The organism is Rossellomorea sp. NRS-1567 (genome assembly GCF_050467885.1).
Lineage (GTDB): Bacteria > Bacillota > Bacilli > Bacillales > Bacillaceae_B > Rossellomorea > Rossellomorea aquimaris_C.
Genome location: NZ_JBITPL010000018.1, coordinates 247423 through 260208, shown reverse-complemented (window position 1 = coordinate 260208; position 12786 = coordinate 247423). Strand labels below are relative to the sequence as shown.

General features: G+C 39.1%; 16 protein-coding genes. 5 read left to right on the top strand and 11 right to left on the bottom strand.

The features are described from left to right. Positions 1-25: 25 nt before the first annotated feature. A complete protein-coding gene (locus ACIFOD_RS14840; RefSeq protein ID WP_113971003.1) occupies positions 26-1117 on the top strand; it encodes an AI-2E family transporter in 1092 nt (363 codons plus the stop codon). A gap of 123 nt (positions 1118-1240) precedes the next feature. On the opposite strand, the gene ACIFOD_RS14835 is transcribed toward ACIFOD_RS14840, so the two are convergent. From ACIFOD_RS14835 to ACIFOD_RS14820, 4 genes are all read right to left on the bottom strand, one after another. Next, entirely contained in the window at positions 1241-1678 is a 438-nt protein-coding gene (locus tag ACIFOD_RS14835; RefSeq protein WP_430315259.1) for a GNAT family N-acetyltransferase, read from the bottom strand. A 121-nt stretch (positions 1679-1799) separates the two neighbouring features. After that, the gene (locus ACIFOD_RS14830; RefSeq protein WP_148971082.1) at positions 1800-2069 is read right to left on the bottom strand and encodes a hypothetical protein; all 270 of its coding nucleotides are present in this window, start codon (positions 2067-2069) and stop codon (positions 1800-1802) included. An 82-nt stretch (positions 2070-2151) separates the two neighbouring features. Then, on the bottom strand, positions 2152-2853 hold the full coding sequence (locus tag ACIFOD_RS14825) for a Type 1 glutamine amidotransferase-like domain-containing protein (RefSeq protein WP_430315258.1): 702 nt from the start codon (positions 2851-2853) through the stop codon (positions 2152-2154). A 195-nt stretch (positions 2854-3048) separates the two neighbouring features. Next, complete coding sequence (locus ACIFOD_RS14820) at positions 3049-4536, bottom strand: glycine betaine uptake BCCT transporter (RefSeq protein ID WP_430315257.1); 1488 nt, start codon at positions 4534-4536, stop codon at positions 3049-3051. Positions 4537-4792: 256 nt separating this feature from the next. Here ACIFOD_RS14820 and ACIFOD_RS14815 point away from each other — a divergent pair, with 256 nt between their 5' ends. Beyond that, positions 4793-4930: a hypothetical protein gene (locus ACIFOD_RS14815; protein ID WP_315633791.1), complete on the top strand. Its 138-nt coding sequence runs from the start codon at positions 4793-4795 to the stop codon at positions 4928-4930. Between the two features lie 236 nt (positions 4931-5166). On the opposite strand, the gene ACIFOD_RS14810 is transcribed toward ACIFOD_RS14815, so the two are convergent. The 4 genes from ACIFOD_RS14810 to mscL all read right to left on the bottom strand — a co-directional run bounded on the left by ACIFOD_RS14810 (position 5167) and on the right by mscL (position 6947). Next, positions 5167-5382: a hypothetical protein gene (locus tag ACIFOD_RS14810; RefSeq protein ID WP_430315256.1), complete on the bottom strand. Its 216-nt coding sequence runs from the start codon at positions 5380-5382 to the stop codon at positions 5167-5169. A gap of 164 nt (positions 5383-5546) precedes the next feature. After that, positions 5547-5744, bottom strand: a complete 198-nt coding sequence (gene cspD, locus ACIFOD_RS14805) for a cold-shock protein CspD (RefSeq protein WP_032088076.1) — start codon at positions 5742-5744, stop codon at positions 5547-5549. Between the two features lie 183 nt (positions 5745-5927). After that, positions 5928-6482, bottom strand: a complete 555-nt coding sequence (locus tag ACIFOD_RS14800; RefSeq protein WP_430315255.1) for a DinB family protein — start codon at positions 6480-6482, stop codon at positions 5928-5930. Positions 6483-6563: 81 nt separating this feature from the next. Beyond that, positions 6564-6947: a large conductance mechanosensitive channel protein MscL gene (gene mscL / locus ACIFOD_RS14795; RefSeq protein ID WP_430315254.1), complete on the bottom strand. Its 384-nt coding sequence runs from the start codon at positions 6945-6947 to the stop codon at positions 6564-6566. Positions 6948-7195: 248 nt separating this feature from the next. Between mscL and ACIFOD_RS14790 the strand changes: the two genes are divergently transcribed. Beyond that, complete coding sequence (locus ACIFOD_RS14790; RefSeq protein WP_428974452.1) at positions 7196-7444, top strand: DUF2164 domain-containing protein; 249 nt, start codon at positions 7196-7198, stop codon at positions 7442-7444. Between the two features lie 33 nt (positions 7445-7477). On the opposite strand, the gene ACIFOD_RS14785 is transcribed toward ACIFOD_RS14790, so the two are convergent. From ACIFOD_RS14785 to ACIFOD_RS14775, 3 genes are all read right to left on the bottom strand, one after another. Then, a complete protein-coding gene (locus ACIFOD_RS14785; protein WP_430315253.1) occupies positions 7478-7927 on the bottom strand; it encodes a hypothetical protein in 450 nt (149 codons plus the stop codon). 855 nt (positions 7928-8782) lie between these two features. Beyond that, positions 8783-9400: an NUDIX hydrolase gene (locus ACIFOD_RS14780; protein WP_430315252.1), complete on the bottom strand. Its 618-nt coding sequence runs from the start codon at positions 9398-9400 to the stop codon at positions 8783-8785. A 193-nt stretch (positions 9401-9593) separates the two neighbouring features. Then, positions 9594-10574 carry a cation diffusion facilitator family transporter gene (locus ACIFOD_RS14775; protein WP_430315251.1) on the bottom strand — a complete coding sequence of 327 codons (981 nt, stop codon included), beginning with the start codon at positions 10572-10574 and terminating at the stop codon, positions 9594-9596. Positions 10575-10733: 159 nt separating this feature from the next. Between ACIFOD_RS14775 and ACIFOD_RS14770 the strand changes: the two genes are divergently transcribed. Together ACIFOD_RS14770 and ACIFOD_RS14765 are read left to right on the top strand one after the other, a co-directional pair. Beyond that, positions 10734-11795: a DUF3900 domain-containing protein gene (locus ACIFOD_RS14770; protein ID WP_430315250.1), complete on the top strand. Its 1062-nt coding sequence runs from the start codon at positions 10734-10736 to the stop codon at positions 11793-11795. 117 nt (positions 11796-11912) lie between these two features. After that, positions 11913-12737 (top strand): GNAT family N-acetyltransferase, encoded by an 825-nt coding sequence (locus tag ACIFOD_RS14765; protein WP_430315249.1) that lies wholly within the window; start codon positions 11913-11915, stop codon positions 12735-12737. Positions 12738-12786 lie beyond the last annotated feature (49 nt).

Below are 12786 nucleotides of genomic sequence, written 5' to 3'. Positions count from 1 at the left end.
AAGTCGATAGGTAGAGGTGAATAGCTTGACCAAGAAAAAGATGTACTCATGGAGCCTTCAGATTCTCATTATTCTTACCATTATTTATGTTTCAACAAAGATTTCATTTTTATTTGAACCGATTGTCGTATTCGCTTCAACATTATTTTTCCCGATCATCATTTCAGGATTTCTGTATTTTTTATTAAATCCATTAGTCAATCTCCTGGAAAAAGCAAGATTGCCGAGAACCATTGCCATCATCGTGCTTTATGCTGCTATTATTGGAGTGATGGTGTTAATTATAGGGAATATCGCGCCGATTCTCTCGAAGCAGATCACAGGATTGTTCAATGAGCTTCCGGAGTATGCAAGACAAACGAGGAATTTTATCGAATACCTATCTGAGACTCAACAATTCAAATGGATGATGAGTCAGGATTATGTGTCACTTAAAGATGTAGAAAAACAGTTAATGGACTTTGCCAATACTTTACCAGATAATATTACAACTGCTCTCAAAGGATTAGTGAGTGTTCTGACCAGTATAACGATACTGATTGTCACCGTCCCTTTTCTATTATTCTTTATGTTTAAAGACGGCCATAAATTTCCTAAGGCCATTTCAAAATTTCTTCCTCCTGCCTACCGGGAAGAAGGGATCAACACTTTAAAGGATACGAGTGATACACTTGCCGCATACATACAGGGACAATTGACGGTAGCTTCCTTTGTGGGGACCCTGACGTTTATCGGGTATTTGATCATTGGACTTCCCTACGCATTGGTGATGGCGTTAATAGGGGCCGTAACAAACATCATTCCGTTTATCGGTCCTTTTATCGGTGCTGCACCTGCCATCATCGTGGCCCTGTTTGATTCACCGACGAAAGCCATTCTCGTCATCGTGGTTGTCACGATTGCACAACAAATAGAGGGGAACCTCCTTTCACCCCTGATTTTAGGCAAGCGCCTCGATACTCATCCAGCGACGATAATCATTTTATTACTGGTGGCTGGAAACCTGGCAGGTATTCTTGGGATGATCCTGGCCGTTCCTTTTTACGCGGTAACAAAAACCATTGTGTTAAATTTAGTGAAGTTTATTAAACTGAGAAGATCTGCTATTCAAGAATGATGATGGAGAAACAACCGGGCTTTTCCCGGTTGTTTATTTATGGCGTGACAAAAACGTGGTAGTTATATAGGAAGAAGGCTAAGGTGCAGATATGTCACTTTCATATTGCCTCGATCCCGACAATCATATCTGCTTATACATAATCACATGAGGCCCGATTGGTTCTATTTCAAATACGTCCCCCAACTGAGTTAAACCCAATTTCTCATAATATGGCCCAGCCGATATTCTGGCATTGCACCACCACATTTCACACCCTTTTTCTTTTAGAACCTTTTCGCTGTATTCGATGAGCTGCTTTCCAATGCCATTCCCCCTGTAATCCTTTAGAGTGGCCATTCCCCTTAGCCGGTAAGGCAGATATCCATTTAAACCCGGTTGTGCCTCCTGATAAAAGGAACCGATACTGATCAGCACCTTTCCTTCAAAAACGCCAATGTGAAAGGAACTGTCGTCTGAATCTCCTTCATAATGACACTCTTCTATTGATTGCGTCGGCCTTAAGATTTGTTGTCTAATGGCATATGTATCGGTAGCTGAAATAAAACGAATATCAATCATTTTCACCCTCCATTTTTGATCTCTAGTTTTTCATCCCTATTTTATCATAGCATCATCGTCATATTTGAGGTGAATAAGAAAAGGAGCCATCCCTCCATAGGAGATAGCTCCTCTTGTATCCTTATTTCTTTTTAAATAACTTATTTGATGCACCTTTGACTGCCTTGCTTGCGGTGTCTACTGTTTTCCCGACCATTTTGTTCCCTGTATTGCTTACATTTTTCACAAAATCTGCCGATGTATCTGACACTTTCCCTACAAGTCCGCCTTTACCGCTTACACTTTTGATTATTTCATTAGCTGTGTCTGCCGTTTTATTCACTAGCCCGCTGGCTTGCTTTGACGTGTTCTTTACAAAGTCACTTGGAGTATTTCGTTTATCTTCAGCCATGATGTTCTCCTCCTTAGAAAAAGACTCATCACTATCCCTATGTCATCAAATATAAAAGTATGCTGATTCTGGGACTATCTTTTTACCTCTTTTTTAGAAATTCTGTGGATAAAATCGTTTCGTGCATATCGTCATCTCTCTTCTCGACCCAATAGGCAGAAGCATGAACTCTTGAACTCACTACTCTATAAAGACTTTCATCAATAAAATGTAAAGCTGCACCATCATCCGCTCCATAGCCTGCTTGAAGTATCCCTTTACGGATGAATGAATGAAAAAGGGGGCGCCGCTCTTCTTCGCCGTCATAATGAGGGGAGTGGCTTCCCTTCAAGAATCCCAAACCTTTAATCGTTTCTAATTCTTCACCATACGAATCAGTAATTCCTTCTTCAAACCAACAGATCGAGCCTGCGCTCAAACCTGCAAGAATCGTCCCTGATTCCCAAGCTTTCTTTAGTATGGAATCAATCTTCCACTCCCTCCATAGGGCAAGCATACTCTTTGTATTGCCCCCACCCACATAGATAATATCCTTCTCAAGAAGGAATCCCTCTAAATCTATGGTTGGTAATTTGAATAGAGACAAATGTGAAGGCTCACACGAAAGCGAGTGAAAAGCATTGTAAAATCGCTCTATATACCCTTCTGCATCTCCACTGGCCGTAGGCAAAAAACAAACCTTTGGATTTGATTGCCCAGCCTGTTTTAATATATATTGATCTAAAAGCAGATTCTCAGGCTCCATGGAAAAGCCTCCCCCACCCATTGCGATAATCTGTTTCATTGAATCCACACTCTCCCTCTATTCAAAACTTTTCGATAAGTATCTTAATCCTAACAAAGTCGTTGTCGTTGGCGTATCATTTTTTTCATTGAAGCAAAAAAATCCAATAGAAGAACCCTCTATACGAAATAGAGGGTTCTTCACTTATTTTATTTCATCTTCTGTTAAGTAACTCACTTACCAGCAGCAGACGTTCTATTCTTTCTTTTTCATTTTCATTTCTTTTTGGAATGAAAGAATTAATCCATATGTCATGACAAATAAGATAATCCCCAATGGTAAGGCTGTGATGATGGTGGCTGCTTGCAATCCACTGATGCCGCCAGTCCCCATCAGGATCGCCGCAATGGCAGCCAGTACGATCCCCCAGCTGAACTTCACGAAGAATGGAGGGTTCAAGCTTCCATTGGACGTTTGCATCCCCAGTACAAATGTTGCAGAGTCGGCCGACGTCACAAAAAATGTGATAATCAAGATGAGGGAAATAATCGACAGCACCCCACTTAGTGGCATTTGATCATACACATAAAATAGTGCCGTCTCCAAACTTTGACCCGCTACATCTACACCTTGAACAAAGTCGTAATACAATCCTGTTCCTCCGAATACTCCAAACCACAGGGCGCATACGATTGTAGGCACAATGATGACGGCGATGATAAACTCACGAACAGTCCTTCCTTTTGATACCCTCGCAATAAAGGTTCCCACAAACGGTGTCCATGAGATCCACCATGCCCAATAAAAAATCGTCCAATCCTTCACCCATTGATTATTCTCCACATTAAATGGGGAAAAGCGTAATCCCATACTAGGAAGGTTCTGAACATAGCTCCCAAAAGTGGTCAAAAACAATTCCAGAACAAATTGCGTAGGACCTGCGATGAGAAAGACAATGAATAACAAGACCGCCAATATCATATTGGCATTGCTCAAATATTTAATTCCTTTTGATAAACCAGTAGCAGCAGAAGTAATAAATAGAACCGTTGCAACTCCCATGATGATCAGCTGAACTTTAAAGTCAATCGGGGTTCCCATCAGGTAATTAAGTCCACTGTTAATTTGTTGTGCACCAATTCCAAGTGAAATCGCCACACCGAAAATCGTGGCAAACACAGCGACAATATCAACAATATACCCTATTGGACCTTTCACTCTATCCCCAATGACTGGATATAATGTGGCACTCATCAACCCTGGCATGCCCTTCCTGAATTTATAATAGGCAAGGGCCAATGCTACGACTGCATAAATGGCCCAGGCATGGAATCCCCAATGAAGATATGTATAGCGTAATCCGATTTTAGCTGATTCTATGGTCCCGCCTTTTCCAAATGGTGGAGTGGAATAATGAGAAACAGGTTCCGATACTCCATAGAATAGGAGTCCGATTCCCATTCCTGCACTAAAGAGCATGGCAAACCATGTCAATGTGGAATATTCAGGTCTATCAGTGTCTTTCCCTAATCGGATCTTCCCATATTTACTAAATGCAAAGAAGATGGCGATGATGAAAAAGAATGAAGCTGAAAATTGATAAAACCAGCCAAATTTGTCTAGAAGAACTCCTTGGGTATTGGACATGATATCGATCAATGCCTGAGGAAAAATAACCCCCCAAGCCACAAAAATGATGCCGATTGTAATCGCAATCCAAAACATTGGTGTAAAATTTTTCAAATGACTTCCCCCTTAATTCGTTGATGTAGCTCTATCATGTAGAAATAGGTATGTAAAGAAAATAAATGCACGAACTTATTAGTACCCCCCTTTTCTAAGGGCTAAACTAGTAAGTAACTGGAAAGTGAGGGACGGACCTCTTCAAGGTCCGTCCCTCACTCAAAATTTGAATATGTAAACTTCACAAGTTTAATTTGATTTTTCATGTATCTTTTTTTCTTTTCGGGGCAAATTATAGTAGACGGAGGTGATAACCATGACTAACAACAACAACAAACCACAGCAACAAAAAAATGAAGCAGAATTTGCTCAAGAGCAAAACGCTGCTGAAAGAGCTAGAAAAGCTGCTAAACAACAAAATCAGCAAAATCAACAAAACCAACAAAATAAATAAAACATAGTGACACAATTGAATACTTAACAAGAGACTAGTCAACTGACTAGTCTCTTTCTATGAAGCCCGTCCCTATCAGCGAAGGAATTCTTTAAACAACTCCGATGAACATCTCCCTCATACATATTTAACATAGAAAAACCTCCCAGGATTGTTCCGGAAAGGTTAGTGAGATTAGCTTATTCTTATTGTTATGAAGTGTGCACATGGACAGAAATAAGGTAAATTCAGCCAGGTTAAGCCTGATCTTTCTTCTTTAACGGTTTGTACGCAACAAAAACCGCAAGTACAGCTGCTGCGACATTGATTAAGGTCCCGATAACGGGAGATCCTTTAAATCCATTACTATGATACAAATTTGTTAAAATCAGACCAGCAATAATACTTAATATGATGTTACTTCCTATGAAAACTCCAATAAAAATAAAAAATTTCTTAGCCTTTTTCCACAAAATTCAGCACTCCAGTAAATAAAGTATCGTTAACAGTACAGTAACAGAATTTTTCAGGAAAAACCAGTATAGATACTGAAGTCGAGTATCCACTGGACGTGGGAAGACACAAAAAAAACAGAGTACGTCGGCCGACGTACTCTGTTTGGAGTTTTAAGATTGAATTACTTTTGAACGTTAGCTGCTTGTGGTCCACGAGCACCTTCAACGATTTCAAATGTAACGTCTTGACCTTCTTCTAATGATTTGTATCCTTCACCTTGGATAGCAGAGAAGTGAACAAAAACATCGTCTTGACCTTCAACTTCGATGAAACCGAAACCTTTTTCAGCGTTAAACCATTTAACTTTACCTTGTAACATAAAACAAGTACCTCCTAGTGCAGTTGCACATAAAAATTATATTCCTGCTCTGATTAAAATTCAAGACGAATATTCTTCAATCGTGCATATTAACCGAACAAAAATAACTATCTTTACTATAACAGAATCTCATGCAAAATTCAAGAATATGAATGGGTCTTTTTGTAAAATACGATGTAGGATTTAGTCCACGATTGAAATATTGTGTTCTTTTGCATAGAGTTTTTTGATCATACGTATTTGTCCCCTATGATTGATTTCATCTTCAAATACATGAAACCATTTAAAGAAGTTATTTCCTTTTTCACCATACCACCAGTCCGTTTCTTCATATAGCCAATCCTCATCCAGTTGTTTGAACTGCTCCACCGTTTTGTCCCTGGTCATCTGCAAGTTCTCAAGGTAAAATTCGACTTTATTTCCTTTAATTCCTTCGGCTGCCTTACTGCCTAAGCTTAAGGCAGGTTCCAAGGTCATTGCGTATTCCTCTATTTCATCATCACTTAGGTTTCCGAAGGTAAGTACCTGATAAATTTTTTCAACTGCATCAAAATGGGCAAGAAGCATACCGATTGAATTTGCTTCATCATGACATCGGTAGTCTAGCATTTCAACCGGTAAGTTCTCAACTTCGCTGATAGAAGTGAACCTTGCATAGTCCATCATTGAAAGGAGTAAAGAAAAGTCTTTCTTCATTCCATTTTTTTCTTTAATTAAATATATTGAGTTGATTTCCATTGTTTCTCCCCCTCTTGTTCTTCTCTTACTATATATTGGATAAATAAAGGAAATCTCCTTGTTTTTTTGTCGATTAATCAATTATTCAGGACTGTGCCTGGGATCTTTTAATAAATCACGTATCTCTCTAAGAAGTTCTTCCTTCTGATCGACCTTCACTTCCGCTTTGATCTCTTCTTTGCGTTCCATTTTCTTATATATGCGTATAATAAAGAATATGACGAGGGCTATGAGGAAGAAATCCACTACGTTTTGCAGGAATACTCCATAGGTAATGACAGCTTCTCCTACCGTAACTTTTAAGTTCGTAAAGCTAATGCCACCAAGCAATATACCTAGAAGGGGCATAATGATATCATCGACCAGGGATTTGACGATTTTACCAAAAGCAGCACCTATAATGACCGCCACTGCAAGATCTATGACATTACCTTTCACGGCAAACTTTTTAAACTCCTGCCACATTCGCATTCTCCTTTTGTTTATATATGTACAGGCACTTTGCCTGTCAGGATTTAGTTTGCCACAATTATACAAATTTATATGTTGGATGACTTTCTTTCTGCTACACTAGTCTTTCTGAATTTCATTGTTTTCTTTGTTCTTATTTGACATACATATTGTTTGATTAAAAATACCCAAGGCTGGGATTCATACCTGTAATCGGCCAGTTATGTTACGATGGAAGAAAGTCGATGGGAGGGTTATCTATCATGTTTACGAAGATACCAAAAGAACAGAAAGATACTATGATTGAGCGAATTCAGACATTTTATTATGAGCAGACCGGTAACGAAATTGGAGATTTAGGTGCTGGTAATTGGTTTGATTTCTTTATGAAAGAGATTGGTCCATACCTCTATAATCAGGGAGTGATGGATTCTAAAGATGTATTGATGGATAAGATGCTTCTTCTCGAGGATGATTTGTATGCCTTAAAAAGACCGGTCAATACCAAGTAATCAGAACAGACAAAGGAGCAGGACATTGCGGTCCTACTCCTTTGTTACATTATGAAGAACTTGATCATCAATTCGACCGTTATCATTAACAAGTTCAATCGTGACGGCTTCTTTATCTTTATTCTTTATTTCACTCATTAACTTATCAATCTCTTCCGGTTTTTTAATATCCACTGTTTTCTTAACCTCAAACTCTTGTGGTGATTCTCCCTGTTTACGGCTCTTTAACTCCTCATCTGTATAAATCAGATCCGTTCCCAGTGCGTTTTTAATTGTGGTTCCCTGCAGGTAGAAACGGGTTTGAAACGGAGTATCCGGTTCAAGTGCTTTGTCTGAGAGCACTCCTCTGAATGTAATCGTATTGGCCTTTTCATTTATTGTCACTCCACCACTCATGACCATTTCAGCAGCATTCCGGTTACAGGCACTTAATAGAATGGCCATAAGCATTACGGCTATGATTACTACTTTTGATCCTTTCACTAAGGTGTCCCCCTTATATGTATGTACTATATTATTTTACCAAATGTTAAATGAAAAGTGGAAATTGATGATAGGGGTTTTTATAAGAAATTATTAATTGAGATAGATTTCAGGGGACTTATTGAGTTGAGGTATGTATTTTTTGATAAATACAAACAGAAGTCCTGGGGTGAAAGGACTTAGCCATCCTATTTTATCTTTGCATAACAATACGAAAAATCACTTGGTGGCTGGATCAAAGTAGCCATGTATACTCCTGGCTATAGTACACAGAGTGTGTAACGATTTCCTATTTAGCTTTTTTGATTCTTCATTTTTTCGGTTTGATCTTACCACCAATCGATAACATCCAATAAATCAACCGGATGATTTTTAAGATATCGATAGATTAATCATTTCCAATAGAGAAGCAAAGGAGTCTTAGATGAACGGCATAGGAATCTCCGTTATATATATCGGCTTAATGACTTCATGAACATGATGAAATTGTACGTTTTTCTAAGGAGCATATAGAAAATTCCTGTTCATTACTTTTTGAGATGCTTATTACATACAGCTTTAAGGATAAACATTTTTTCCTGTACACTTAACATTCTCCAGCATTTAGCGCGAATAATCATAGTTATTTCCCCTCTCCTTATTTTCATCATCTTTTGCTTACTTGTCTTTACCTCCTATTAAACCATTACAAACACTTCAATTTGCTACATATTTACAAACAAAAATACTTTCTCCGACATGTTGCCCTATCGAAAAAAGTATTAATTGAAAACGAATGTCAATACGTATGGGTAATTGTAGAATTTCTTTTTAGAAAGATTTCGTTTTTATTTGAAATTATGTTTAATGGACGTATTACGAAAGAAGTTTCACAAAATGATGAAGAACTCTGGCGGTTAATCCCCATATGACTTTGTCTTCATAGTAGTAAAAATGTTCTTTCATATTTCTAGCCTGCCAGTTGTAATTTTCTCCGCCTGGAATTTGTTTGAACGGAAAGCTCTCTTCGGGCTCCATCTTGAACTTGATGTTATACAAGTCAGGTTCCCTTTCCTGTAGATAGGTCAATGGTGTAGTAAAGATTTCCTCCACCTCAGCTTGATTCGGTTTTAACTCTTTTATGGATACATTTATTTTGCCTACGTATGGATAAATGATGGTCCCAAAAGGAGACACGATATAATCGAGTGGATACACATCTGTAATGGTGTCCGTATGAATTCCCAGTTCTTCTGATGTCTCACGAATAGCTGCTGCTTTCTCATCCGAATCACTTCGATCTATCCGCCCTCCAGGAAAACAAATTTCCCCTGGTTGTCTTCTCATGTTTAAGGAACGAACTTCAAATAAAACATGCGTTTGGCCGTTGACCTCAATCAAAGGAAGTAGAATAGCATATTCAGAAAATGTTTCACTTCCAAGTATTCTGGGTGTTCTCTCTTTGAATAGCTGCAGTATCTCATTCACATCCATTCTATCTCCCCTCCTCACATAATCTATTCTATGATTTTCTTTATTATAGTATGAACATGAAGCAAGACCAAACTATACGTTTTCGCAGCCTTCCTATTCCATTCTTTCGTGTACTGAAGGAAGCTTAGAAGACTTATTTTAATCCTGAACGAATAAACATCCTGCTGAACTTCTCGGCAGGATGCTCTGTTTCTTATTGAGGTTCCGGTTTACTTCCTTTCCATTCCTGAATACCATCATCCTCGATGATCCCCAACGTTACGTCTGCAATATCCGGGTCACTCATTAAATTGTCCTGAATGGCAAATTTAATATCATCTGCTTCAGAAAGTGGTAATCCTCTTTTCAGTTCAAGATACGATTCAACATGATAGTATCGACCTTCCTGAGTTATTCTTAGTTTGAAGATATCGATTACTGCTTCGTGCTCAAAGATCGTACTTGCGATTCGGTCCTCGACTTCCTTCGGGGCAGCAACTCCTATTAGACCGACCATGTTGTCATAACCAACCCTGAAGGCGACGCCTACCATGAGGAATCCAATGACTATAGTGACGATTCCATCCATTAGCTGATAGGCGGAGAAATATGACACCAATACAGCAATCAAGGCCAAGATAGCCCCTGAAACAGCGACCAAATCCTCATAAAATACGAGCCTTGTCGGTGGTGACGCACGCTTTACGTTTTTAAATGCTCCTGAGAAAATTCCCATGCCTGTTCTTTCAGCTCTTGCTTCCTGTCCGATTTCCTTCATCACTTTATAGAGGATGGCGCCATCGATAAGGATATTCAGTAGTAATACTGACACATTCAGCCAAATGCCCTTCACAAGAGCGGGATGTTTTAGTAAATGAATCCCTTCCCGTATGGTTTCATAGGCCATAATGGATACAACGATAACCGCAATCATACAAAAAAGATTGATGACTCTTCCGAAGCCCGTCGGAAATTTCTCCGTTGGTTGCTTCTCAGAAAGAACACTTCCGATAAACACAAAACCCTGATTCACTGCATCAGCTAACGAATGCATCGCCGAGGCAAACATTGCTCCACTTCCACTGATGAAGTAGGCTATCCCTTTTGCAATCGCCAGAATCCCGTTCCCCACCATGGCGAAAAACGATGACTTGTTTCCTTTCTTCACCAACGAAAAAAAAGATTGATTCCCCACATAGCACACCACCTATACTTAATTCTTAACAAGTAGTATCTCACCAGAATGAACTTTCATAAGTCAATTGACGAACCTTTTCAGCTTTTCTATACTGTAACAATGAATGTATAGATAATTACATGTAAAACGAATCTATTTAGGTCAGGAGAACAAAACATGGATTTTACTATTCAGAACCTCTCCTTCTATTTAATACAAGTAGAGGGCAAAGGCGAAGAAGCCGATAAACGGCATAAGCATTTTCAGACGTTAACGGGAACCGAGTATGAAGATAGTCCCTTAAAAAGCTTTTTAGATGGCGAACTAACCAAAATTGTGAAGCGGAAGGTAGACCGACATTCAAAGTCCGAGTCTGCCCCCACAAAAATTGGACGCTTTGTAGTAGAACCGGGTCATGAACTGACTTCCAATCCAAATTATAATTTATTTCACCGTACCCGGTTTGCCGAAAACAAAGAGGACTTTCGCGAAGCCTGTGATCAAATTGTTCAAATGTACATAGAAGCGAGTGCTATCCGAGGTGGTGCATTCCTCGTTGCGACTGCAAAGCTGACGAAATTCTTTGATGATCCGTTTGTGTTCATTATGAAATGTGATTTTGAACCAAAGGTTGCCACCATAACCGATGAAGCGACTCTGATTCACAATGTCGAAATGGCGATTACCACGAAAAACATGAAATCCATCCAATATCCCTACATGCCTGAAGAAGGAATGATGGACTCTGCCGAAATCAAAATCCATCAAGCTTCACACGCCAGATACTTTGAAGATTTCTTGAAATGGGTGGAATATGAAAAGTCCATGCCCGAAATCGTAAAATCCCAAGTTTACGGGATGGTGAAGGAACATATTTCAGAAACCTATGCTGAAGAGAGCGATGAACGTGTTGAATTTGAAGAAGCGGTGGAAGAGTGGGCAATCAGTCCAAAGCGTGAGCTTCAGGAAAGGTTCACGACTGAACAAGTGGTAGAAGCCACCTCCCAAATCGTCGAACAATCACCTGAAGTCGAACTGAAAGTAAAACTTGATCATGTTTCCGTGAAAGCCCTTCTCTCCGACTTTGGTGACAGCATTCATCTGGCGAAAGTGAACGGTCGATATGTACTGATGATTGAAAGCGAATCCGTCATGTTTGAAAAAGGCTTCTCCCCTCTCGAATTTTTAAAACCTGATGAACTGCATGAAGTGATTCAGCGAATACAAGAAAAAGAATAAGCTGGAGCCATGTTATAAAATACATGGCTTTTCCCAAAAAACTCTTGTCTATATGAAGGATTTCCCATAAAATTTAGTGAGAATATTCTTTATATTTTGATTAAATGGGGATGAAACATGCTTACTTCAAAACAGCTTCAAGACATTAAAAACCTGCAGATCGTCTGCGAAAAACACGAAGATATAAAAGTAAAACTGAACTGGGATATGCTTAAAAATCGTACAAACAGCCTGGATGATTTTCTTCTTTATAAAGAGGATCAACTGATTGGATTTTTAGGATTGTACGGCTTTGGTGAAACTTATGAATTATGTGGGATGATTCACCCGGATTACCGTAAACAGCAACTATTTCGTGAACTATTCCAGGAAGCCATCCAGTCACTAAGATCACGATCTGTTCGAAAGCTCTTACTTAATTCTCCCGGCTCATCAGCTTCCGGAAAGGAATTTATTGAGAAAATAAATGCCTCTTATGATTTTACTGAATATGAAATGAAGTGGAATAAAAAAAGCTTATCTGTAAACGCCGCTGATGTCCAAATAAGAACTACTACTGAAAAGGATATTGAAACCATTATTGACCTTGATGAAAAATGCTTTCACGTTGTAAGGTCTGATGCTGAATCCTATACCAAGAGACTGCTAGAAGAATCAAGGGAAGGCAACTTAATGATTGTATATAATGGAGCGACCGTAGGGAAGATTAGAATCCAACGAGTGGACAATCGAAGCTTTATTTATGGATTTGCTATCCATCCCTCCAATCAGGGAAAAGGCATCGGTAGAAATGCCCTGTCTCAAGTCGTGATGAAGGAATCCGAGTGGACCAGCGATATTTACCTGGATGTAGCTGCTACAAACAGAAATGCACTTAAGCTTTATGAATCAAGTGGTTTTCAAACCTTCTATAGTCAGGATTACTACCAGTTTACTTTATAAGATTTAAGCCATATTAAGGATTAAAGCACAGAGGCTCAGCCCCCTGTGC

Coding starts and splice junctions, on each gene's coding strand:
- ACIFOD_RS14825 (WP_430315258.1), bottom strand. CDS start 2,853: ATGAAACAGATTATCGCAATGGGTGGGGGAGGCTTTTCCATGGAGCCT.
- ACIFOD_RS14765 (WP_430315249.1), top strand. CDS start 11,913: ATGCTTACTTCAAAACAGCTTCAAGACATTAAAAACCTGCAGATCGTC.
- ACIFOD_RS14800 (WP_430315255.1), bottom strand. CDS start 6,482: ATGGAAATCAACTCAATATATTTAATTAAAGAAAAAAATGGAATGAAG.
- ACIFOD_RS14835 (WP_430315259.1), bottom strand. CDS start 1,678: ATGATTGATATTCGTTTTATTTCAGCTACCGATACATATGCCATTAGA.
- ACIFOD_RS14770 (WP_430315250.1), top strand. CDS start 10,734: ATGGATTTTACTATTCAGAACCTCTCCTTCTATTTAATACAAGTAGAG.
- ACIFOD_RS14780 (WP_430315252.1), bottom strand. CDS start 9,400: ATGGATGTGAATGAGATACTGCAGCTATTCAAAGAGAGAACACCCAGA.
- ACIFOD_RS14830 (WP_148971082.1), bottom strand. CDS start 2,069: ATGGCTGAAGATAAACGAAATACTCCAAGTGACTTTGTAAAGAACACG.
- mscL (WP_430315254.1), bottom strand. CDS start 6,947: ATGTGGCAGGAGTTTAAAAAGTTTGCCGTGAAAGGTAATGTCATAGAT.
- ACIFOD_RS14790 (WP_428974452.1), top strand. CDS start 7,196: ATGTTTACGAAGATACCAAAAGAACAGAAAGATACTATGATTGAGCGA.
- cspD (WP_032088076.1), bottom strand. CDS start 5,744: ATGTTACAAGGTAAAGTTAAATGGTTTAACGCTGAAAAAGGTTTCGGT.
- ACIFOD_RS14815 (WP_315633791.1), top strand. CDS start 4,793: ATGACTAACAACAACAACAAACCACAGCAACAAAAAAATGAAGCAGAA.